The 20,772-nt window shown below is 57.1% G+C and carries 24 protein-coding genes; 14 read left to right on the plus strand and 10 right to left on the minus strand.

Annotated elements, in window-relative coordinates; translation table 11 throughout:
• Window positions 1–971: 971 nt before the first annotated feature.
• The gene (locus JCM21793_RS29200) at window positions 972–1,511 is read right to left on the minus strand and encodes a hypothetical protein (protein WP_155983419.1); all 540 of its coding nucleotides are present in this window, start codon (window positions 1,509–1,511) and stop codon (window positions 972–974) included.
• A 219-nt stretch (window positions 1,512–1,730) separates the two neighbouring features.
• On the opposite strand from JCM21793_RS29200, the gene JCM21793_RS10790 reads away from it, so the two are divergent.
• Window positions 1,731–2,636 carry a hypothetical protein gene (locus tag JCM21793_RS10790; RefSeq protein ID WP_025030360.1) on the plus strand — a complete coding sequence of 302 codons (906 nt, stop codon included), beginning with the start codon at window positions 1,731–1,733 and terminating at the stop codon, window positions 2,634–2,636.
• Between the two features lie 281 nt (window positions 2,637–2,917).
• Here the strand turns inward: JCM21793_RS10790 and JCM21793_RS29820 are convergent, their stop codons facing one another.
• The gene (locus tag JCM21793_RS29820) at window positions 2,918–3,127 is read right to left on the minus strand and encodes a hypothetical protein (protein WP_162129851.1); all 210 of its coding nucleotides are present in this window, start codon (window positions 3,125–3,127) and stop codon (window positions 2,918–2,920) included.
• 472 nt (window positions 3,128–3,599) lie between these two features.
• On the opposite strand from JCM21793_RS29820, the gene JCM21793_RS10800 reads away from it, so the two are divergent.
• From JCM21793_RS10800 to JCM21793_RS10810, 3 genes are read left to right on the plus strand one after another with little or no spacing between them, the layout of a single operon-like run.
• Window positions 3,600–5,009: a PTS galactitol transporter subunit IIC gene (locus tag JCM21793_RS10800; protein WP_025030361.1), complete on the plus strand. Its 1,410-nt coding sequence runs from the start codon at window positions 3,600–3,602 to the stop codon at window positions 5,007–5,009.
• 12 nt (window positions 5,010–5,021) lie between these two features.
• A complete protein-coding gene (locus JCM21793_RS10805; RefSeq protein WP_007008972.1) occupies window positions 5,022–5,483 on the plus strand; it encodes a PTS sugar transporter subunit IIA in 462 nt (153 codons plus the stop codon).
• Window positions 5,484–5,507: 24 nt separating this feature from the next.
• Window positions 5,508–5,792, plus strand: a complete 285-nt coding sequence (locus JCM21793_RS10810; protein WP_007008973.1) for a PTS sugar transporter subunit IIB — start codon at window positions 5,508–5,510, stop codon at window positions 5,790–5,792.
• A gap of 232 nt (window positions 5,793–6,024) precedes the next feature.
• On the opposite strand, the gene arsH is transcribed toward JCM21793_RS10810, so the two are convergent.
• The 5 genes from arsH to JCM21793_RS10845 all read right to left on the minus strand — a co-directional run bounded on the left by arsH (window position 6,025) and on the right by JCM21793_RS10845 (window position 12,791).
• Window positions 6,025–6,792: an arsenical resistance protein ArsH gene (gene arsH / locus JCM21793_RS10815; RefSeq protein ID WP_025030362.1), complete on the minus strand. Its 768-nt coding sequence runs from the start codon at window positions 6,790–6,792 to the stop codon at window positions 6,025–6,027.
• 114 nt (window positions 6,793–6,906) lie between these two features.
• On the minus strand, window positions 6,907–7,335 hold the full coding sequence (locus JCM21793_RS10820; protein ID WP_244423473.1) for a PadR family transcriptional regulator: 429 nt from the start codon (window positions 7,333–7,335) through the stop codon (window positions 6,907–6,909).
• A 90-nt stretch (window positions 7,336–7,425) separates the two neighbouring features.
• The gene (locus JCM21793_RS10830) at window positions 7,426–9,897 is read right to left on the minus strand and encodes a CLIPPER-2 domain-containing protein (RefSeq protein ID WP_025030363.1); all 2,472 of its coding nucleotides are present in this window, start codon (window positions 9,895–9,897) and stop codon (window positions 7,426–7,428) included.
• A 50-nt stretch (window positions 9,898–9,947) separates the two neighbouring features.
• Window positions 9,948–11,375 (minus strand): CLIPPER-2 domain-containing protein, encoded by a 1,428-nt coding sequence (locus JCM21793_RS10835; RefSeq protein WP_025030364.1) that lies wholly within the window; start codon window positions 11,373–11,375, stop codon window positions 9,948–9,950.
• 687 nt (window positions 11,376–12,062) lie between these two features.
• The gene (locus tag JCM21793_RS10845; RefSeq protein ID WP_025030365.1) at window positions 12,063–12,791 is read right to left on the minus strand and encodes a Crp/Fnr family transcriptional regulator; all 729 of its coding nucleotides are present in this window, start codon (window positions 12,789–12,791) and stop codon (window positions 12,063–12,065) included.
• A gap of 489 nt (window positions 12,792–13,280) precedes the next feature.
• On the opposite strand from JCM21793_RS10845, the gene JCM21793_RS10855 reads away from it, so the two are divergent.
• The 4 genes from JCM21793_RS10855 (at window position 13,281) to JCM21793_RS10875 (ending at window position 15,411) form a co-directional block, all read left to right on the plus strand.
• Window positions 13,281–13,895, plus strand: coding sequence for a PRC-barrel domain-containing protein (locus tag JCM21793_RS10855; RefSeq protein ID WP_025030367.1), 615 nt, complete (start codon window positions 13,281–13,283; stop codon window positions 13,893–13,895).
• A 136-nt stretch (window positions 13,896–14,031) separates the two neighbouring features.
• Window positions 14,032–14,232 carry a CsbD family protein gene (locus tag JCM21793_RS10860; RefSeq protein ID WP_025030368.1) on the plus strand — a complete coding sequence of 67 codons (201 nt, stop codon included), beginning with the start codon at window positions 14,032–14,034 and terminating at the stop codon, window positions 14,230–14,232.
• A 66-nt stretch (window positions 14,233–14,298) separates the two neighbouring features.
• A complete protein-coding gene (locus JCM21793_RS10865; protein WP_025030369.1) occupies window positions 14,299–14,562 on the plus strand; it encodes a hypothetical protein in 264 nt (87 codons plus the stop codon).
• A 492-nt stretch (window positions 14,563–15,054) separates the two neighbouring features.
• Window positions 15,055–15,411 carry a hypothetical protein gene (locus JCM21793_RS10875; protein ID WP_025030371.1) on the plus strand — a complete coding sequence of 119 codons (357 nt, stop codon included), beginning with the start codon at window positions 15,055–15,057 and terminating at the stop codon, window positions 15,409–15,411.
• Here JCM21793_RS10875 and JCM21793_RS29210 read toward each other — a convergent pair.
• Genes JCM21793_RS29210 through JCM21793_RS10890 form a run of 3 tightly spaced genes read right to left on the minus strand, consistent with a single transcriptional unit; the run spans window position 15,405 to window position 16,818 of the window.
• Entirely contained in the window at window positions 15,405–15,701 is a 297-nt protein-coding gene (locus JCM21793_RS29210) for a hypothetical protein (protein WP_155983421.1), read from the minus strand. The genes JCM21793_RS10875 and JCM21793_RS29210 overlap by 7 nt on opposite strands.
• Window positions 15,702–15,757: 56 nt before the next feature.
• Complete coding sequence (locus JCM21793_RS10885) at window positions 15,758–16,327, minus strand: helix-turn-helix domain-containing protein (RefSeq protein ID WP_025030373.1); 570 nt, start codon at window positions 16,325–16,327, stop codon at window positions 15,758–15,760.
• On the minus strand, window positions 16,324–16,818 hold the full coding sequence (locus tag JCM21793_RS10890; RefSeq protein ID WP_025030374.1) for a cupin domain-containing protein: 495 nt from the start codon (window positions 16,816–16,818) through the stop codon (window positions 16,324–16,326). Before JCM21793_RS10890 ends, JCM21793_RS10885 begins: the two co-directional genes overlap by 4 nt.
• A gap of 148 nt (window positions 16,819–16,966) precedes the next feature.
• On the opposite strand from JCM21793_RS10890, the gene JCM21793_RS29215 reads away from it, so the two are divergent.
• The 6 genes from JCM21793_RS29215 (at window position 16,967) to JCM21793_RS10915 (ending at window position 20,592) form a co-directional block, all read left to right on the plus strand.
• Window positions 16,967–17,488 carry a hypothetical protein gene (locus tag JCM21793_RS29215; RefSeq protein ID WP_155983422.1) on the plus strand — a complete coding sequence of 174 codons (522 nt, stop codon included), beginning with the start codon at window positions 16,967–16,969 and terminating at the stop codon, window positions 17,486–17,488.
• 11 nt (window positions 17,489–17,499) lie between these two features.
• Window positions 17,500–17,913, plus strand: coding sequence for a hypothetical protein (locus JCM21793_RS10895; RefSeq protein WP_155983423.1), 414 nt, complete (start codon window positions 17,500–17,502; stop codon window positions 17,911–17,913).
• 157 nt (window positions 17,914–18,070) lie between these two features.
• Window positions 18,071–18,337 (plus strand): hypothetical protein, encoded by a 267-nt coding sequence (locus JCM21793_RS10900; RefSeq protein WP_025030376.1) that lies wholly within the window; start codon window positions 18,071–18,073, stop codon window positions 18,335–18,337.
• 15 nt (window positions 18,338–18,352) lie between these two features.
• On the plus strand, window positions 18,353–18,697 hold the full coding sequence (locus JCM21793_RS10905) for a cupin domain-containing protein (protein WP_025030377.1): 345 nt from the start codon (window positions 18,353–18,355) through the stop codon (window positions 18,695–18,697).
• 27 nt (window positions 18,698–18,724) lie between these two features.
• Entirely contained in the window at window positions 18,725–19,381 is a 657-nt protein-coding gene (locus JCM21793_RS10910) for an SOS response-associated peptidase (protein ID WP_025030378.1), read from the plus strand.
• A 197-nt stretch (window positions 19,382–19,578) separates the two neighbouring features.
• On the plus strand, window positions 19,579–20,592 hold the full coding sequence (locus JCM21793_RS10915; protein WP_025030379.1) for a PAS domain S-box protein: 1,014 nt from the start codon (window positions 19,579–19,581) through the stop codon (window positions 20,590–20,592).
• The last annotated feature ends 180 nt before the right edge of the window (window positions 20,593–20,772 follow it).

Here is a 20,772-nt window from a genome sequence, read left to right on the forward strand (position 1 = left end):
CGCCGGAGAACGCGCCGCCGCCACCCGCCCCCCAGAGCAGGACATGCAGCACACTTACGCCGGACGGCACTGCGAATGTCTGATCAGCCGCTTCAGCAGTAATGCGAACGCAATGAGAAAACCCCGGACCGGCGTGCAGGCTAGTTCAGCAGCAGGAGTGGGCGTAGGCGCAACGAGCACTGCAACGCCCCACGCCAAGGCTCCCCGTGCGATCCTTCGAACAGCCCTCAACCCCACCATTCGACCTCGAGAGATATCCGGGGAAGCGGGAGACGAAGGCAGATGCAATCGCAGCAGGCCCAACTTTCAGATTTCAGTGCAGGACAGCCGGCATCCAATGCGCGTTTCAGCATCTGCCACGCGCCGGTGCACAGGTCTGCTCCGTAAGGATGGGAAGTCGGGGGACCTTCTGCATTTCAGCAGGCAAAGACTGTATTTCCGGTTCTTGCGGAAATTCGACGATCATTTAAGCCCCCGGTCGAAATGACACTTATTCAGCACGCACGGCGGAGAACAATTCCTCCTGATAGAGGCGCGCCCCCGATATGCCCTGAACATATTACCCGTGACAATAGTTCGTTACGTGACATCAATATCAACAAAAGATTTTCTAATCCCCCCAGAACACAAAATCCGAATCAACGATTTGCGATAAAAATACATACACTTAAATCCACGCTCTCATTTTGAAGCTACCGTCTGCACCGGGCGCTTCTCTCTGGCGGCCCAAGAGCCTGCGTCCGCATGAATGCGGGAAAACGGAGGAACACTACCGAGCGGCGTTTCCATTAAACGGGAAACCGTTCCAGCGCCTCCCTGTGCTACTGGACAGATGGTTTCCTCCCCTCGGGGCTCGCTCTGCCGCCACTGAGTATCCGGCATCCCGCGATCAACACGCAACGCACGACACCGATCCCACAGGCCTTGATGACAGCTTCCACCCCCACGCCGACTGGAGCTTAGACAGGGTTTCAGTCCCGACCTGAAGGCACTGGTTCCGGAAACTGGAAATCCCGCTCACCCAAACTCCCGGGCAGGCAGCGGGGCAGGCAGCGGGACAGCCACTTTGGCCACCATTTCGCGAACTGCATCTGATGCTGCGGCCCGGTCCGGTCGCCTGATCTGGAGGACAGGTGTGCCACCGAAGCGTCGGTCTGAAGACGCCCGCACAAGGCTATCGCGTCCAGCGGCTTATGAGCCGCCATCGCCAGATACGTATGTTGCCCAGCAACTGCGCCAAAACGCACTCGAAAGCGTTGAATGGTGCGCCAAATCACCTGCGTGGGCTTACGGCTTACTTGTTCATAAGCCACGCCGAATGCTTGTTTGAAGCGTCGGCGATAACCGTATCGTCCGGGATAATTCAATTCAGTTTTGCGTTCCCTGTGCTGTCTGTTCGAGCAAAAGCCATCGGTGTCGCTGGAGCACGCCAGCAATTTCACCGTATCGTTTCGGCATCTTCCGGGCGGCACCCCTGCGGGGATGCGCCCGCTTTTGCCCGACGACTGCATGGCGCTCCTGTTGCGTACAAGACGAAAATCCAGATTGGCGAGGGCCGCGCGGACCATGTTTCAGATGTGCCGGGCACCCTCCGGACTTGCGAAAAGCGAGAGATAATGCTGCAGAAATACGAGGCTGAAACACACAGGAACGGGGTGTCGAAACAGGAGAGAAAGGAGAGATCTCAGATTATATCACCGGGGGATGGGAGCACTGGAGAGGAAGAGCTTGTGGTTCTGGACGCGCTTCTTCAGAGCCCGGACTTCCGGGCATCGGATCGCAACAGGCGCTTCCTGCGTTTCGTTGTCGAGGAAACGCTCGCAGGGCGCGCCGACCGGATCAAGGCGTTCACAATTGCGGTCGACGTCTTTGGCAGGGATGCCAGCTTTGACGCAACGGTCGATCCCATCGTCCGGATCGCAGCGGGACAACTGCGAAAGTCGCTGCGCGATTACTATGCAGGGCCCGGAAAAACAGACCCTGTCCACATCTCCATACCGCTGGGAGCCTATGTTCCGGTCTTTGAAAGGCGAGGCCCGAGAAACATGTTCGTCGCGCTCGCCTCCCGGCATTTTTCCAGATCACGATCCCTGATGGTGGGCGCCGGGCTCGTTGCCACCCTCGGCCTTGCACTGTCGGTTGCGACCCCGTTCTGGCTGGATCCCGCCAACCATGCGAACCGCAGAGCCGCCCCTGTGCTCGTGCTCGATACCGCGCGGACCAGCCAGGCAAATGCCAGCGCCAGCCAGCTTGCCGAGATGCTGAACGATGCATTGTGGTTGAATGTCGGCCGTGAGAGGGCCGTGCGTTCTGTCGGTGTGCGTCCGCATGAGAAGCTTGAAACGGTCGTCTCCCGGATCAGGGCGATGTTCGGTGCTGAAAGCGATGTGTACGAACTGCTGACAAGCGTTCAGATAGAAGGAGACGAGGTACGGATCTACTGGCATCTCCTGGATTCGGCGTCTCGGGAGGTACAGGCCTCCTCTCTTGTAAAGGAGACGTTTCAACCTGCCGGCAAGGCTGCACTGGTCGAAACGGCTGCGGCCACAGTGGCAGCGGCCCTGTTCGGATATGAAGGCGCCCTGGCGCAATATCAGACCGACGCCACGGTGGCCTCACACAACACCGAGAACTAAAGGAAGCGTTCAGGCGAACTTGAAATGCGGCCGCGCCAAAGCAGGAGGCGCGGCCACACCGACGAGGCACTGAGCACCTGAACTCCTGCACCTGTCGCTGAACCGTCACAGCACGGTGGGGATGGTTTCAATAATCCAGGGCAAGTCCAAGAAGCGTGGTAACCGGGTTTTGCCCGGAACTGCGGGAACCGGATATCCGGGCCGCTTTCTCGGTTTCGTGAAACGATGAAGCGTTCAGGCACCGCACAACCGCGAAAGTGGCGTGGCCGGCTGTATCGTTCCTAGTGTTTGATGCGTAGAAGGCGTCGCTTCCTGCGTGATGCGCGGCTGAATACGGGATGGTTGCGTTTGCATTCCTGAAGAACGTCCAGATCCACCGCACCCTGTCGGACAAGCATGATGTCGACTTCGGCGCTGGAGAATCCCAGTTCAGCCATTTCATCGAGGAGCCGGCAGATCGAGACGTGATCAATGAGAGGTTTTGCGGGCACGGGCAGGTCCGGTGAGTTTGGCCAGTCACGCGAGACACACGAGCCGATGCATATGGAGGGTCCCAAAGCCTCACCTGCACTTTTAGAAAGTGAGGCAAGGCTTTGGGAGAAAGCCGACCCGGGGGGCGGGAGGGCCGGCTTTGGCGGCCACTTCACAGGATGTGAAGTGAATTCCTGTTCCGCTTGTTACGGAGGAGAAGCGAGTGGACCCGCCGATGCAGGCCGGGTGAATGAGTTGTAACCAGAGAGCATCATCGCCCCATCCGTTCTGATTTCATCTTGTGGTTGTATCTTCCAAAAAACGCCACTTATGAGGAAATCAGGAAGTGCATTTTTTTGGGGTCCCGCGCATTTTTTCGCGCGGATTCGCCGATTGACAGCAAAGTGACCGCGCGCCATAAACTTGCGTCTACGTTGAGAAACAAATGTTCTGATCGCGAATGATTATGAGCAGGGATTCAGGGGGAGGAAAATGGACGCATTCCTGAGCGGCCTTAAAGCGGCCGTTGATACGCTTGGGGCAACGGTTCTGTTGCCCATCGTCATTTTTGTCATCGCCGCGGTGCTGGGGGCCAAGATCGGCAAGGCATTCCGTGCCGCCGTCACAATTGGCGTAGCTTTCATCGGCATCAATCTGGTTCTCGGGCTGATGCTCGGCTCCATCGGCGACGTGGCGCAGGCCATCGTTACCAATACCGGCATTCAGCGCGACATTGTCGATGTGGGCTGGCCGTCTGCTGCCGCGATCGCCTTTGGCTCGTCGGTGGGCCTGTGGGTGATCCCGATCGGCATTGCGGTCAACATCGCGCTTCTCATGACGCGCATGACCCGCACGCTCAATGTCGACGTGTGGAATTTCTGGCACTTTGCCTTTATCGGCTCGCTTGCCGTGGCTGCCACGGGCAGCCTTGCCTACGGCCTTGTTGTTGCGGCGCTGATGGCGGCACTCTCGCTGCTGTTCGCTGACTGGTCGGCCCGTGCCGTGCAGAAATTCTATGGCATTCCCGGCGTTTCGGTGCCGCATCTGGCATCTGCCCAGATCCTGCCGATCGCCATCGTGATCAACTGGATCATCGAGCGCATTCCCGGTGTCAACAAGGTGAACATCTCGACGGAAACCATTGAGCGCCGCTTCGGCGTCTTCGGTGAACCGGTCGTGCTCGGCCTGATCATCGGTCTCGTGCTGGGTGTGGTCGCCTACTACAATGCCGGCGATTTCGGCGTGGTCCTGTCCAAGGTTCTGCAGACGGGCATGACGCTCGCCGCCGTGATGCTGCTTCTGCCGCGCATGGTGAAGATCCTCATGGAAGGCCTGCTTCCCGTGTCGGAAGCCGCACAGGAATTCGTGCGCAAGCGCACCGGTGACCGCGAGCTTCTGGTCGGTCTCGACTCGGCGATCCTCATCGGTCACCCGGCCGCGATCTCCGCATCGCTCATCCTCGTGCCGATCGCCATCATCCTGTCGGTCGTCCTGCCGGGCAACCGCGTGATCCTGTTTGCCGACCTGGCGGTTATTCCGTTCATCGTCGCAATGACGGCGCCGCTCCTGCGTGGCAACGTGTTCCGCATGGTGATCGTCGGCACGGTGACACTTGCCGCCGGCTTCTATGTGGCAAACGCGCTTGCACCGCTGTTCACCAGCGCTGCCGTGGATTCGGGCTTCGAGATGCCTGAGAATGCGGTCCAGATCACCTCGGTGGTCGACGGCTTCCTGTGGATTTCCTACGTGGTTATCGCAGCAATCCGGAACCTGGGCGCTGCCGGGCTGGGTGTGCTCGCCGCCATCATCGCGGCCTGCTTCTGGCTCTATCGCCGCAACACGCTGGCCTGGGAACGGGCAGCCGGTGCGGAAGACGACGAAACCACTGCACAACAAGGCTGAATAGGTTAGTGAATGGCTGAAGCCCTTATGAACCACATCGACCCCGAGGCGATTGTCCTCGGGGTCGATACCGATAGCCGTGAGGCTGTCATCCGACTGCTTGCCGGCAAGCTCAAGGATGCTGGCTATGTGAAAGACAGCTTTGCCGATGCGGTTCTCGCCCGCGAAGCCACGATGCCGACCGGACTTCCGCTCGGCCACGCGGTTAATGTGGCGGTGCCGCATACCGATCCGGAACATGTCTTGAAGCCGGGCATTGCTCTTGCGACACTGAAAAAGCCGGTAACCTTCGCAAACATGGAAGACCCGGATGAGGCAGTCGAAGTCGGTCTCGTCTTCCTGATGGCGCTCAACGACAAAGACCGGCAGATCGAAATGCTGCAGGAAATCATGGCGACCATCCAGAGCAAGGAAGCCATTTCTGGCCTCATGCAGGCATCGTCGCTTGATGATGTCGCTGCGGTTCTGAAATAATGCCCAATTGATCGGGAGAGACCCATGAGCAAGAAGACCGTCCTGTTTGCCTGCGGCACCGGCATTGCCACCTCGACAGTGGTGGCCAACGCGGTAACCGAGGCCATGAAGGAACGCGGCATCACCATTGATTCACGCCAGTGCAAGGCCACGGAAGTGCGCTCCGAGCTGAACGGCGTGGATCTTATCGTTTCGACCACGCAGCTGCCGTCTGACCTCGGCGTGCCGTCCATTGTGACGCTCGCCTTCCTGACCGGCATGGGCAAGGCCGAGGCGCTCGACAAGATCGAGGCGGAACTGCGCAAGTAGGCCGCAGTTCACCACACAGGAACATCAGGGCCCGCTGCCGGATCGGCTGCGGGCCTCTTCTTTTGCCGGCGGGGAGGTTTCAGCGCCGACCCGGGCCATATCCGGACACGCAGGGTTACCCGAGTTGGGCTGCCCGTCTGCTTTTCAATAGCCGTGACCGCCAAGCCGGCCCGCAGGCTGGCCGACCCCTGCTATGACTGACAAGCGGGTGGCTATCAGCCAGATCGATTTGTCACGTCCCGGTCTTTTTCTCCTGCGGAGCCACGGCGATTGCCGAAAGATCACGACTGGCATCAACCGGCTTTCGCCCGGCCTGTTTGCGCTCGGAATAGCGGTCGGTCAGAAGATCCACATGCGGCCGTAGCAAAATCGTGAAGCGCACGAGTTCCTCAACCACGTCGACGATGCGCTCATAATAGCTGGACGGAAGCATCCTTCCGTCCCCGTCAAATTCCTGAAAAGCCTTCGCCACACTCGACTGATTGGGGATGGTGAACATCCGCATCCAGCGTCCTAGCAGGCGCAGCGTATTCACGGCGTTGAAGGACTGCGAGCCACCCGAGACCTGCATGACAGCGAGTGTCCGCCCCTGGGTCGGCCGCATGCCGCCCATCTTTAGCGGCAGGTGATCGATCTGCGCCTTCATGACGCCGGTGATCTGCCCGTGCCTTTCAGGACTGCACCAGATCTGGCCTTCTGACCACATCGCGTGTTCACGCAGCTCGCGCACCGCCGGATGGTCATCGCCTCTCACCTGGTCCGGAAGGGGAAGATCGGAAGGATCGAAGATGCGCGGTTCGCCGCCGAAGAAACGCACGAGGCGCGCTGCCTCCTCCACGGCGAAGCGGGAGTAGGACCGATCGCGCAGCGATCCGTAAAGCAGCAGAATGCGTGGCGGGTGCTGCAGTCCTTCCGGGAGCCCGTTCGCAGGTCTTTCAACGGCATGGTCGCGGTCGAGTGCCGGCAGCAAATCGGGATCGGGAAGCGTGCGAAGTCTCATTGACAGTCTTCTTTCGACAGAGTTGACGAGAAGGGAGGCCCAGGCAGAGGCTCTCCCTCAAGACATCGGCTATCGATGCATCGATGGGCGATGTATACATGCAAAAAAACGATCTCATGGGGAACGTGCCCGCCGCTGTGAATGCTGCAGGGCATCGGCGGTGGCCTTGCCGGCAAGGATGCAGTCCGTGGCCTCGAGCCAGGCCGCGACAGCGGTCTGGAACGCCTCACGCCCCTTGTCGGTCAGCCCGTAGATCTTCCGCTCCCGGCCCTGAACGACCTCGCGTTTCGAGGAGAGGTACCCCCCGGCCTCGAACTCGTTGAGCATGGGATAGACCGTGCCCTCGGTGGGACTGCAGCAGCCATTGGTCGTTTTCTCGACGGCCTGGACAATTTCGTATCCATGCATCGGCCTGTGATGCAGCACGCTCAAAACGAAGAACTTGGACAACGACATCTTGATCGTTCCCTGCCAGTAGGCCGGGTCGGTGTAATCGGGCGCTGGCCGGGAAACAGGACGAAGTGAAGTTGAAGTACGAGCCATGAGCGCTGCCTATACCTCGATGGTCAAGGCGTCAAGTCGCGCTGGCGTATCGTGCTCCAGCAGCATCATTTCGCCTTTCCCCTCACCCATTCACTCCTCATTCGATGTCTGCAGGCGTGTCTCGATCTCCAGCCTGTAGCGTGCGCCAATGTTGCGCCATTCTGTTGCGATCAGTTGCCGAATCGCCGCCAACCGCTGTCTGGCCAGTCGATCCCTTTCGCCCGCGTAGGACAGCCGCACTACCGACGGCTCCTCGTCGAGCAGGTTGATCAACTGGTCGACACGCGAACGCCACTCCGGTTTCAGTTCTTTCTCCCCGGGTTCGAAGGCACCCGCGGCAAGATCAACCCGCACAATCCGCCCGATGGAGACACCGAAAAGAAATTCAGTTGCCTTGCCTGCAGTGAGGCGAGCGATCCGGGGATTCTCCGTCGTGATACGATAGCCGGAAGGAAGTGACCGCAGATCGAGTTTCAGGATGTAGTTCGTTCCAATGCGCTGGTCGGGAAGGTCTGCGCACGCAACGTGAAACCGGCCGTGATCATCCGTCGTGACAAGCAGCCCTTTCACGGCTGCGACCCGGGCACCAGGCAGACCGGGCTCCCCCTTGTCCTGATAACCATTGCGGTTCCTGTCATCGAACACTTTTCCCAGAAGGTCACCACAGTCGAAAAGCGGTTCCGGCATGATCTCAACTTCGGCTGTGGCAACGCGCGAGACCATCTGCCCGTCGGCATCCTCCAGCCACGCCCGGTTGATGTATGTGTCGGGTTTCGCCGCCGCAGTCACGCGGAGCTCCAGTGTGATTTCAACCTCTTCATCCGGATTCAGCGTAATGTCTTCGAAGGTAAGCCGGCGACCGTCGATTTTCGGTGTCAGCGCAGTGTTTCCAAGCATGGCCGAGCCAGAAACATACGCAAATGCGATCGGTATCTCGTCAACGACGTCGACCACGCTCGGTGCATCAAATCCGATTCCCTTGGCCCGGATCACGTAGCGCGCCGTGCCACCACGCTGGACCTCTGATAATTCGGCTGTCTTACTGATCAGGTAGCCCGGGAGGTTGAGAACTGCGGTGACCTCCGGCGACGTCGTTTCGTCTCCCTTCGGCCCCGTACCTGTTGCTGTTGCCGAGTTCTGAACGCCATTTTCGACATCCTGAGCATTCGCAATGTCTGCCGCCGTCAGCTTGTAGGTCGCCGAAAACGTCGTGCTTTTGTCCGGCCCTATATTGGCCCTTGTCGGTGTGAAAGCTGTAAGCGAGCCAGTTCCCGGCCTGCCAGCGAATGTCGGGCCGGGGTCGTGCGGCTGCACGTCGGATGCCGTGACATTACCGTCATTTGTTACCGTTACCGAATAGAGGATGGTATCGCCAGGCTGTGCCAGCCCGCTTTCCGCTCCCTGAAACGTGCCCGTTTTCTCCAGTGCCAGCGATAGATTCTGAGGCAACTGAAGAACCGTCGGATCGTCCGGATCGCCATCGCCGTCCTGGTCGCGATCCTCCGTGTTCTCCGGGTCGTCGGAAAGATCAGTCACCGGTGTACCCGCGACCGTCTCACCACGCGCGGTTGCCTGGTTCGTGATCTCACCGGCGTCGACATCGTCCTGAGTCAGCACATGCGTTGCTGAAATTGTCTCACCATCACTCTCACCAGAAGCAAGAGCTGAGATCGGTCCACCGCTCGTGTTCGCCAGTGGGTCATCAACGGTGATGTTCGAGATCGTCACATTCCCCGTATTCTTGATCTCGAATTTATAGCGAACAAGCTCACCTGCATCGGGGTAACCATTGCCATTCGTATCGTCAGCAAGGTCGAACAAGGCCGATTTCAGAATGTTCAGTCCGGGAAAGCTCGGAATGTCGAGTTCGGTAGCACCACCCGGTTCCCCGCCTGGCGGGCGGGAGTCGACGGTCACGTCTTCTCCTTTGGGGTTCTTTGCCTTGCCTTCTGCGACGTTCTCTATCGTGCCGGCATCCGCATCTTCCTGCGTGACGATGTAGGAGCCCTTGAAGGTGGTCGTGTCTTCTGCATCTGGCTCCAGGCTTGCAAGGGGACCGCCCTCAACATCTACCTTTTCATCCTCGACGGTCACGTCGGTCAGCGTGACATTGCCGGTGTTCTTGACCGCGAATGTGTAGAGGATCGTCTCACCAACATCGATCACCCCATCATTGTCGGCATCCTGATGCTCTGCATTCTTGATCAGATCCATATCGCTGTTCTGATCAAGCGGTGTCACCGTCTTGTCGCCCGGGCTGCCGCCTGGCGGGGAGGATGTTGCATGAACCGGGTCTCCTCTCGGGTCCGACCCGGTGGACTCGGCACTGTTTTCGACCTCACCAGCGTCGATATCGGCCTGCGTAAGCTCATAGGTGCCCTTGACGTTCGAATCTGTCTCTCCCGGCCCCAGCGACGAAATCGGGCTGCCCGTAACATTGACCTTTTCGTCCGTCACTTCGATGTCGGAAAGCGTTACATTGCCGGTATTCACGACGGTGAAGGTGTATTCGAGCGTCTCGCCGAGATCAGGCTGCCCGTTGCCATTGGCATCGATAAGCACAGCCTGTTTCTCAAGCGTGTGTTCGCCATTGGCTGTGAGTCTGAGTATGGTTATGTCGTCCGGATCGCCATCATCCTCCAGATCCTCGTCTGTGGCATTGCTGGGGTCGTCGGAAAGGTCCTGGATCTCATGGCCGGTGGCCGTGACATTCCCTGTGACAATGGCCTGATTTTCGAGAATCCCGCATCTACATCCGCCTGGGTCAATGTGTAGGTAGCCGAGAAAGCGGTGTCGTTCGATGTGCCTGCCGCAAGGTTGATGGGACCGCCGGAAACCGGAATGCCCGGAAGAGGTGCTTCGACTGAAATCCCGCTCAGATCAACCGAACTGGTGTTGGTCACTCCGAGTTGATATGAAACTGTCTCGCCGGCATCGGGCACCCCGTTGCCATTCGCATCGTTGAGTGTCACCACATTGGTGAGCTCGATTTTCTCTTCCTGAATTGTGTGCGTACCCAGAGCGATCGGAGCTCCACCGCAGGTCTGGGTGCTATTCAAGATATAGCCACTGCCCTCGACGAGTTCGAACTCGATTGTCTCGTCTTCCTCTGTCAGAGTGTCTTCAATCACACTGACACCCATGTCGAAATCTGCAGCGGAATACGTTCCTGCCGGGATGGAAACGGTGAAAGTCGACCCGCCGCCGGGGGTTGTGTAGTCATTGCCGAGTTCCGCCGTCCCTCCGACCACATTCACTGTCACCGTAAGCGGGTCTTCGAGGTATCCGCTCACCCTGAGTTTGGGCAGATTCGAGTCCTCCCCGCTTTCCGGGTAGGCGGTCTCGCTCTGCGCAAACTCGATCAGAGGGTCGATGCGCAGCTGAATGTCGTCGATGTGGTTGCCTGTATCTGGATTGCCATCCGAAGTGGAAACAGCTGCGAAACCGAACTGTTGAAGGCTGGTGGGGCCGGTCCAGGTGAATGTGCCCGAATAATCTCTCCAGGTGTTTGTCTGGACAGAGGTACACGTGGCGTCGCTGATGGCGGCACCACTGCCACAAAGGCTAGGGCTGCCGACACCAGCATTGCTTGTTGATGCCCGAACAACCCGATCAGCGGTTCCGATTCTGAAATCCATAACATCGGTGCCTGAAAGCCCACGGTGACTGAACCTCCAGTCGATTTGATCGCCTTCGAGCAGACACACAGTCTGATAGATACGGGAGTTCTGGCGGGCATTGAGTTCGGCATGTTGTGACCCGGACCGCGATGGCACACCGTTGAAACCGCTCCGCCAAATCTCAATCAGAGGGCCAGTCCCGTAGCCGCAGTTTCCGCCCATCTGAGCATGGGTTGTTGACCAGCCCTCAACCGCTCCGCTGGTCACGTGGGCGTAACTGCAGTTAATGCTGGGCGCTTCAAAGCCAAGGTTGAGAAAGCTTCGCTGAACCTGTGCTTCAGCAGGGGCGACGGTCACGGCGACGGCCATCGCAATGCTAAGCCATACGGAGATGCCGCGCAGACCAAGCAGATTCGCCACCTGAGGAAAGCGCCAGTGCCGCAGAGCGATACCGTCCAGAGACCTGATCCGTTCTTCGATCGGTCGTTTTCGGTCGGCATTTTTGAACTGCCTGATGCCCCTTCTGCACCCACGGCAGATTGTCCATCTCGCGCTCCCGCAAAGAACTATCAATTGTGCCAGTCGTTTCGCCGAAAAGAATGTGATACCCGCAAGTGGTGCCCTTCATGATCGAACGCCGACCAAACCTGGCTCATCCTGATGAGAACAGCGGTCTTGGCAATATTCCTGGGTGATTCAACGGGTAACCGTTACGGGCTGAGGGTGTGTCAAAGGCAGGCAACCACCCCCGGCGCGGTGAACCGCGAACAGGCTTCCATGAATGGATTGTGAAGCTGGTGCTGCCGGAGAGATTTGAACTCTCGACCTCTCCCTTACCAAGGGAGTGAATGAACATATAAACCGCGCAAAGCGTGGGTTTTAGACGAGAAACACGACAGATACTTCACGATATGTTCCGGTGTTTCTGTCAGGTTTCTGTCACCAATCCAGGCTATCATCTGCTGTCCGTACATATTTGCAGGCACCCTGGTTGCCTCACATGCGCGGGAATTCGGGAGAATTTCATCATTGCTCTCGCTGTCGCCCTCTAAACTACCCCAAAATTGGGACAGTGACGCAAGCTCCGGGCACTACACCAACTCGCTATCACATAATCGGACGCGTTCTCGGTTCCACCAGTGTCGTCAAACCTGTGCGCGCGAGCGCCGGCATATCATGTATCGTGATCCTGTCACCGATCCAGGTGATCAATTGCCGCTCCTTGAGCTTCCTGATCGTCTTGTTCGTATGCACGAGCGAAAGTCCCAAAGCATCCGCTAGATCTCTTTGCTTAAATGGGAAATGAAAGACCCCGTCGTCGCTACTGCCCGACGCCTTGAGCCGCTGGTATAGTTTAACAAATGCCCATGCTACCGATTGCAATGCAGTGCGCTGACCGACGGTTGTCAGAGTCTCACCGAGAAAATGTTCTTCCACTGCGGCAAGCCAGGCAAGCTCGAAGCCTCGTTGAGGATCCGCACTCATATACGACCAAAGATCGCTGCGCTTGAACACACAAAGGGTCATTCTTGTTGTTGCTTCGACGGAGTGACCCATTTCCCCCATCAAGCCCGCCTGGAGGCCGAGAAAATCCCCAGGAAAGACAAAATTGATGACTTGGCGCTCACCATTCTCAAGATACCGATACCTTAACCCCATCCCATAAAGGGCTGTATATAATTGAGGACTGTTCGAACCCTCCATCAGTATCTGCGTACCCGCATCTACCACCAGTTCCCCTACCTTGAAGCGCTGCATGGCTGCGACGTCCTCGGGCGACATCGGGTCGAAGAGCGCCTTCCGGCGCAAGGTGCAATAATCGCATTTGGTCGTCACTTTTAGCGTCTCTCGAGAGCAGAACGTCTGAATTGTCCTCGTACGGCGTTTTAAAACAGGTGATCAAATATCCCTACCTGAAATGACATAGACGCGGCAAAGCCAAAAGTGCGGCTTCCTATGTCAAATGATGCTGCGGCATTTCGCTCATCGGATAAACCAATCGCCGGCTCTGACCACCTGTCTACATCCCAAAGCAGTGTTCATGAAGCTGACCGATCGCTTCAAGCGCCGGCGAGGGGGAGTTAAGGGGATCAGGTCCTGCCGGTCGGCATAGTGCCGCCGCGCCAAAACAAAGGACTCAGCAACGATGAAATTCCTCATGATATCCACGGCCTTATGTCTCAGCATGGCAACATCGGCGTTCGCGGAATCTCCCATGTCTGGCTTCATTGATTACACCGTCGAAAAATCCGACCTGATGGCATCAGAGTTCATTGGAATGCGCGTCTACAATGCCGAAGCGACGTCGACATTGCCGGAAAAACGATGGTGGCAGCTGAAGCAGAATGGGACGATATCGGTGAGATCAACGACCTGGTGATCTCGCAGGACGGCGACGTGATGGCTGTGATCGTTGGCGTCGGTGGCTTTCTCGGAATCGGAGAGAAAGACGTGGCTTTGACGATGGACCAAATCCACGTCATGCGCGAAGCGGATAGCCCGCAGGACATCTTCCTCGTGGTGCGTTCGTCAAGTGAGGCCCTGAAGGCTGCACCCAGCTTCAAGCGCCAGATGACCAGATCGAAAACCGAAATGGGCTCTTCTCAGAAGCCAATGGCACTCGTGGCGCCAAAGGTCGAGCGAGAAGGATATGCCCGTTCTGATCGATCAGGTTTGACCGCCGAAATGCTCACAGACGCACGTGTCTACGGCGTAAATGGGGAAGACGTCGGCGAAATCAGTTCGCTGCTTCTCGACAGCAATGGCGCCATCGACCGGGCGGTGATCGATGTGGGCGGATTCTTGGGAATTGGCGAGAAGCCTGTGGCCGTGAGCTTCGACGAATTGACGGTTCTGCGCAAAGAGAATGGGGACGAAGTCCAGATATTCATAGAGTCTTCGAAAGAAGCGCTTGAGGCTCTTCCAGCATACGAAAAGTAAAGCCCAGCGGAGGAAGGCAAGCGCCTTCCCTCGCTCGCGCTTGAGCGGCAACCGCATCGTAAATGTGCAGCGGTGATCCATTTCTGCACTGTTCACCGCAGTTTCCAGAACTCGCAGCAACATGAAAGGATACATTATGAACTGGGATCAACTGGCAGGAAAATGGAAGGAAATGACCGGCACCATCAAGGCCAAGTGGGGCGATTTGACCGACGACGAATTGGCGGAGATGGACGGTAATCGCGAGGCGCTGGAAGGAAAACTCCAAGCGAAATACGGGAAGACAAAGGACGAAGCCAGGAAAGAAGTGGACGATTTCTTGAACGAGAATTCCTGAATTCCCGGGGGGCCGCTCTTATCGAGCGGCCCGTTTTTTTTGCTTGCCTCACTATACGAGTCCACCATGCATGACGACATAATGGCTGTGTCGTGCGATCTAATTGCGATCGCCAACCGCCTTGATGAACAGCACCACCTGATGCGACGCACCAAAATGCTTTCAGTAGCAGGAAAACTGATGCAGATCGTGCAGAATGGGCAGAGTGCAACGCTAACTCCATATGTGAAGCGGTTCATGACCCGGTATGCGCAGAACGAAGAGATATCCCTGGATCACGCTGTCAACGAAGCGCTTATCCGATGGGCCCGCGCCAACGCGCTGATCTAGCCACGACCTTTAGAGTCATCCCCTTTTTCTGCTCTTAAAGAATCTGTGCTCCACGCGAGATAGCGCGCGGGATGCGGCAAACCGACCAAACGCTCTCTCACTCCGCTGGAGGCTGCATCCAAGGATCAGTTTTGAGATAAACTGGCTACTCAGGCACGCGCAACTGCAACCGGATCGGTCCACGGTAAGGCACCCCCTTCGCACCACACTTGGAGCACCGCAACATCGGCACCACCGTATGGTGCATTATTTCAAACTCTAAGCCGAAACGGCGCCTCAGATATTCGAGATCGAGATAGGCGGAGTGACCGCAAGTTCTTCCTTCACGCTCAGCGGCGCAGAAAATCAGCACCTGATATGCGTCTTCGAGAAGGTTTCCGAGCCGATTGATGCGATAGGACTTCTTTCCCATAATTGGAACAATTAGAGAACAAACACTGGACTCGTCAAGGGCGGCTGGATTACGATCCGGCCTTCTGATGGAGAAATGAGATGACCACCTACACCGTCTTCAACATGGAAGATAACGACGGGTTCGAGGACGAATCGGGCCTGTCTATTGAACAAGCCGTCGAGCGCCTTATCGAGCGCTCCGGCTGCACCTATCGCTTCGAACGCATCGATTGGGTGATGCACATCTGCGTCGAGCCGTGGCGCTGGTTCGGAAAGCCGGACGGTCTCTCCTCGCTCCTGCCGGACGATGAGAACGCCAAGCAGAAAATCCTTGAGCGCTTTGCCACCGGCAAGGCTGACCTGCCGTCCACCCGGTGCATCGAGCTGGATGAAAAACATTCCGATGAGATGAGGAAGAATGGCCTGACAGGAAATGGCGCGTGGACCATTCAGTGAAACCGCAGCCCGAAGCCGATCCTTGCGAGCCGGCGGCCGACGCCATCATTGAGGCCTGTGGAGGCGATCCGCGCGAGGCGGTGATCGCGCTTCTTGGCGAACGCGACCACCTGCTGGGGCGCATCGAGGCGTTGGAGGAGTCGATCAGTTGGGGATTTTTGCGCGCAGGTCCCAGACACCAGGCGTTCACTGAGTAAGAACGCGACGAAGCGCCCGTTGACGATGATGTCCGCCCGGGGAGCTTTCATGATCGGAAAAGCCGCCGGTTTTAGACGAGCCTTCTTACTCAACTTTGATCGAGGGGAAATTTTTAGATCTTGACGATCTGCAATTCAATTCGAACTCATCAATCACTCAATGTGCGAATCCAATCTTCCCATCGGCGATCTACTGAATCTGCTATTGAGGTATTTAGAGATAAGTTTCGTCCATCGCGCCGGTAATCGGAAGCACTCATCCCGTAGCGCTGTTTGAACCGTCTGGAGAATGCGGAATCGTTTGAGAAACCAAGTTCCTTACAAACCTCTTTAAGTTGCTTGTGATCCTGTGTCGGGTCCGCCAAGATCATCCTAACCTGCCGAAGGCGCAGATCGCGGATGAAGCTCGCCACTCCGCCTATTTCTTCGAACAATTTGTACAGTTTTGATCGCGATATCCCCAGGGATCGGACAATGAACTCGGGAGACAGCCCTGGGTTGTTCAAATTTTGAACAATGAACCGCCTGATCGCGACCAATTTGGCTACCCGCATCCCGCTGCTTTCTCTAGGAACCTCCTCCGGTGCATTGAGGCACGCAGCGATCAGGGCAAGCGATGCGGGATTAAGAGAAACCGCCTGTCTCAATGTGAAACTGGCTGACAATTCATGCATGAGCAGAAGATGGTTTCGCAGCATCAGCGCAACCGGTTCGTTCATGGTGATGTGCGCAAGTGCTGGTCATCAGGTCTGTTCAGCAGCGGCGCGAGATCGGCGCGCAGTACAATCAGCGTCAGTGTTGTCAGATCCGATGTTTCACTGCTCATGCATTGAGCGTTGTCAAACATGATTAAATCGCCCGCGCGAACTTCTTGCTGAGCGTTGCGGTGGCTGTATTGCATGACCCCTTGTTGATAGAGCTGGATCATGTAGTGGTCCATCCCGTCGCGGCCGATCAGCGCATCGCTGCGCTCCCAGCTTTGCGACACCGAGGATGTTCGCACCAACATTTGGCTACCATGCATGAATGCCGAAAGTGACGCGTGAAACGAACTGTGATTTCGCGTCTGCTTGTCCGCATCCACTTGAAAAACAGTCGAGATGCTCTCCCGCCACATTGCGAACTTCTCAGCCTGCGGAAGAACGTTCACGCTGAACATGGAGTGCGGGAGCCGCGCATCGCAGGAACTGGTGTCCGGAAGGATCGTCATCTGATGATGGTGCTTCGGTCTCTATTAGCCCCCAAGAAGAACCAATTTTAGGACGAATTGCAAATCAATGTGGACATTCCGCAATTGCCCAACGCTTGAGCGCAGTGGCTTGCACGAATAGCCATAAGGGGCAGATAGGGAGATCGGGATGAAACTCAAGTTTTTGTTTGGAACTGCACTTGTTGCCGCGATCGCGGGTTGCACGACAGCAGAGGAAGCGACCCAAAAAGCAGCCGTGAAATGGGTAGGGAGAAGCAGTGACCAGTTCTTTGCGTTCTACGGCGCTCCCTACAGGAGCTTTGAGCGTGGGGATGGCGGGAAGCTATACAGATGGCGCGGCGGAGAAAAAACATTACGCCGGCCGCTCAACAAGCCGTCGCTGCATCAACCCAACAATGGGTTCGGACAAACCTCGTCACGCTCAACCACAACAGTTACGCAGCCCGACGCAAACACGACCATCACCAGAACACGTTCAAGCAGCTCATCGTTTAACGTCAATGTAGACGAGATATTCAATGCACCAAAGCCCGCCTACCAAGAAATCCGTGTTTATTGCGAGCTATCCATTTCGACAGATGCAGGCGGAGTCATCACCTCCATGCAGCCGCTATCGGACTCTGGTGGCACGTTCAGTCTCTCACGCTGTGACGAAGTCTTGAATTCGTGAGGATGCGCGATATGCGTTGCAAACTTTTTGTGCGGTTGCTTCTGTGTGGTTTGACATTGCTGGCCGTTTCAGCGTCGACCAGCGCTCAAAAGGCGATCCAGGAAGTTCACGTTTTTGATCTGGAGTATGCCGGCAAACGATGCCGTGTGGTGCTTGAGCCTGACGGTGATCCGACAACAGACGATCTGGTTGAATATCCCGAACCGTGTGAACATGAATTGGGAAACCTTCATTCCTTCATCACGGATGACGATGCCACAGAGGTCGTCCTTCTTGAAAAGGCGTCAGTGGGACATGGGCTCGATGTGGTGGTCGTCCTGCAGCGCATCTCTGAGAACCTGGCCGAAGGTATCATTGACGACGGTATTGTCGTGCGGCTGATTTATCTTGGCTTTTTCGATCCCTATGCCGACTTTAACCCATAAACCATTCTGGTCGGCATGGAGCAGATAGACGGTTAATCGAATTCTATACTGAACTGCACGCATGACAAAATGCACGACAACCGGACAGGCTCGATTTGATAGGCGGCGCTTCGATGAAGAATGAAACGGTGCGACAAATGTGTTTCGGAGTCGCCATATGCGCCAGTTCAAGCCACTCCACCTGTCAGAGGTGGTTTTCTTCACCCGTGACGGTTTTATCCGTCTGAAGGACATCCAGCGCTGTTACGTGCTCGGAGCCGTCTGCCGGCGATGCAAATCGATAGGCGAGCTCGACAGGAAGGCTCTTGAGCGGCGCTATGGCAAGGATGCCATGCCCACTGACCTGTCAAAGCGCCTGAAATGCAGGAGTTGCCAAAACACCCGCGGCAATATCATCATGGTCATCAACCAATGGCCAAGGTGACGATCGGGCGGGTCAATGAGCGAGCATTCCACCGATGAATTGACATGGCGCCCGGATCCGGAACGCTGGAATGGTGAATGGGAGCGGCCGGAAACCGGCAGTGGCGTCTCGATCATCTTCAACGAAACGGACACGATCGGATACGGCCCGGCGCTTCACTCCCATCCATATGCCGAGACATTCATTGTCAGAAGGGGCCGGGCGCGCTTCTTCGTGGGTGACAGGGTCGTCATTGCGTCCGAAGGTGACATCCTCGTGGCGCCGGCCGACACGCCGCACCGGTTCGAGAACATGGGGCCTGACCGGCTGGAGATGATCGACATCCACGCAAACCCCACCTTCATCACCACCTGGCTCTAGGCCGGCCGATCTGAATGGGAGGCGACCATCTGCAATCTCTACAACATGACCTCGACGCGCCAGGCGATCCGCGACTTCATCAAAACGACGCGGGAGTACGCCTTCAACGAGCCGTCCCTGCAGGTCTATCCGAACCGCTATGCGCCGATCATTCGCTTAGGCGAGGATGGAGAACGGGAAATGGTGCGCGCCCGATGGGGCATGCCGACACCGCCCATGTTCATCAAGGGAAAGCACGACAGCGGCGTCACGAACATTCGAAACACTTCATCCGCCCACTGGCGAAAATGGCTGTCGCCGGATAGCCGGTGCCTTGTGCCGGTCACGAGCTTCGCCGAGCCCGATCCTGCCAGCAAGAAGGAAGGCGACAAGCGAACGCCGAACGCATGGTTCGCATTGAATGAAGATAGGCCGCTTTTCGTCTTCGCCGGCCTCTGGACACCCTGGCACGGCAAGCGCATGGCGCGCGAGGAACCGGGCGATCACGAGGTCTACGGCTTCCTGACCACGGAACCCAACAGTGTCGTTGCCCCGGTCCACAAGAAGGCAATGCCGGTCATCCTGACCACGGAAGACGAAATGACTGCATGGCTGACCGAGCCATGGGAAGAAGCAAAGAAGCTGCAACGCCCCCTGCCCGACGACAAGCTTATGATCGTCGACCCGCCGGACGTGCCGGAATGATCGTCCCATCGCCGCAGATGCCGCTCTCTTTCAGATTAGCCCAGCCTCCGATCAGGCGGATTGCGGAGCTTGTACCCTGTGCATGTTGATCCCGCACCATTCAAAGAGTATGCGTATAAGCGTCAATGAGAACATCGTTTCACTCCCACCCGCGCCATGTGATCGAGGGGCGTGAAAGTGGGGATCGGGAGATTACGATGGAGCAGGCAAACCGAACTGACGGTGTATTTCCACTGCACAATCCCGATCTGCGCGACTGGCTTGCGGCCATCGTTGAGGGGTCGGACGATGCCATCATCAGCAAAGACCTCTCCGGGCGTATTCAGAGCTGGAATCCTGGCGCCGCGCGCATCTTTGGCTACGCGGCGAACGAGGTAATCGGGAAACCGATCACTATACTGATTCCCGAAGAGCGGCTGGATGAAGAACCGCGCATCCTCACCAAGATAAGAAGCGGTGAAAGAGTCGATCACTTCGAGACAGTGCGCCGCCGCAAGGATGGATCACTGGTCGACATTTCCTTGACGATTTCCCCCATCCGCGATGCTACCGGCACCATCATAGGTGCATCAAAAATTGCGCGCGACATATCTGAACGCCGCATGGCTGAGGAAACCCAGCGCCTGCTCATTCGAGAGATGCAGCATCGGGTTAAAAACCTCTTCGCGGTGGCAACGTCCATTGTCACCCTCACAGCTCGGCAAAACCCGACGCCGGAGACGCTGGCCAGCGCCATTCGTGACCGTTTATCGGCACTCGCACGGGCCCATGATCTAACGACGAGCGGCTGGTCGACGGACAATGGAGAAAATTCCCGCGGCGACCTTATTGCATTGATCAAAACGGTTCTCGCCCCCTATGGCGAGGGAGGTCGTGTTCAAGTTGAGGGAGATCATGTCAGCGTTGGCAGCCACGCCACCACCAACATCGCGCTTCTGATTTACGAGTTGGCCACCAATGCGGCCAAATACGGCGCGTTGTCCGTTGTTGATGGTCAACTGGCCATCGGACTTCATGTGGAGGCCGAAAAAGTCCGGATCGATTGGTCCGAAACCGGCGGTCCCGAACTGCATGGCGAACAGACCTCAGGCTTCGGAAGTCAGTTGGCGCAAAACCTCGCTTTGGCGATGGATGCGACGCTGACACGCGATTGGCGGCCGGAGGGACTCGTCGTCACGATCGAACTCCCATTGGCAATCCTCAAAACGTAATCGCCCCGACTGAAGTCCTGACGGTCTGCCCCCGTGGGCGATGTTCAACTGCGGGCGTCGTGATCGGTCTGATGTGTCCTCCTGGGGCGCGAAAAGGATGACTGTAGATTGGCCGCATGGGGTAGCTAACCGCCAGCCAGATCGGGAGTGCAACAAAGCTGTCAAAAACCGCGACCGGTC

This window comes from Nitratireductor aquibiodomus NL21 = JCM 21793 (assembly GCF_000615975.1).
In the GTDB taxonomy this organism is placed as follows: Bacteria; Pseudomonadota; Alphaproteobacteria; order Rhizobiales; family Rhizobiaceae; genus Nitratireductor; species Nitratireductor aquibiodomus.

What these genes read in the sequence shown, in the direction of transcription:
- JCM21793_RS29200 (WP_155983419.1), bottom strand. Translation starts at nt 1,511, where the DNA reads ATGCAGTCGTCGGGCAAAAGCGGGCGCATCCCCGCAGGGGTGCCGCCC.
- JCM21793_RS10800 (WP_025030361.1), top strand. Translation starts at nt 3,600, where the DNA reads ATGGACGCATTCCTGAGCGGCCTTAAAGCGGCCGTTGATACGCTTGGG.
- JCM21793_RS10805 (WP_007008972.1), top strand. Translation starts at nt 5,022, where the DNA reads ATGGCTGAAGCCCTTATGAACCACATCGACCCCGAGGCGATTGTCCTC.
- JCM21793_RS10810 (WP_007008973.1), top strand. Translation starts at nt 5,508, where the DNA reads ATGAGCAAGAAGACCGTCCTGTTTGCCTGCGGCACCGGCATTGCCACC.
- arsH (WP_025030362.1), bottom strand. Translation starts at nt 6,792, where the DNA reads ATGAGACTTCGCACGCTTCCCGATCCCGATTTGCTGCCGGCACTCGAC.
- JCM21793_RS10820 (WP_244423473.1), bottom strand. Translation starts at nt 7,335, where the DNA reads ATGGCTCGTACTTCAACTTCACTTCGTCCTGTTTCCCGGCCAGCGCCC.
- JCM21793_RS10855 (WP_025030367.1), top strand. Translation starts at nt 13,281, where the DNA reads ATGGTGGCAGCTGAAGCAGAATGGGACGATATCGGTGAGATCAACGAC.
- JCM21793_RS10860 (WP_025030368.1), top strand. Translation starts at nt 14,032, where the DNA reads ATGAACTGGGATCAACTGGCAGGAAAATGGAAGGAAATGACCGGCACC.
- JCM21793_RS10865 (WP_025030369.1), top strand. Translation starts at nt 14,299, where the DNA reads ATGCATGACGACATAATGGCTGTGTCGTGCGATCTAATTGCGATCGCC.
- JCM21793_RS10875 (WP_025030371.1), top strand. Translation starts at nt 15,055, where the DNA reads ATGACCACCTACACCGTCTTCAACATGGAAGATAACGACGGGTTCGAG.
- JCM21793_RS10885 (WP_025030373.1), bottom strand. Translation starts at nt 16,327, where the DNA reads ATGAACGAACCGGTTGCGCTGATGCTGCGAAACCATCTTCTGCTCATG.
- JCM21793_RS10890 (WP_025030374.1), bottom strand. Translation starts at nt 16,818, where the DNA reads ATGACGATCCTTCCGGACACCAGTTCCTGCGATGCGCGGCTCCCGCAC.
- JCM21793_RS29215 (WP_155983422.1), top strand. Translation starts at nt 16,967, where the DNA reads ATGAAACTCAAGTTTTTGTTTGGAACTGCACTTGTTGCCGCGATCGCG.
- JCM21793_RS10895 (WP_155983423.1), top strand. Translation starts at nt 17,500, where the DNA reads ATGCGTTGCAAACTTTTTGTGCGGTTGCTTCTGTGTGGTTTGACATTG.
- JCM21793_RS10900 (WP_025030376.1), top strand. Translation starts at nt 18,071, where the DNA reads ATGCGCCAGTTCAAGCCACTCCACCTGTCAGAGGTGGTTTTCTTCACC.
- JCM21793_RS10905 (WP_025030377.1), top strand. Translation starts at nt 18,353, where the DNA reads ATGAGCGAGCATTCCACCGATGAATTGACATGGCGCCCGGATCCGGAA.
- JCM21793_RS10915 (WP_025030379.1), top strand. Translation starts at nt 19,579, where the DNA reads ATGGAGCAGGCAAACCGAACTGACGGTGTATTTCCACTGCACAATCCC.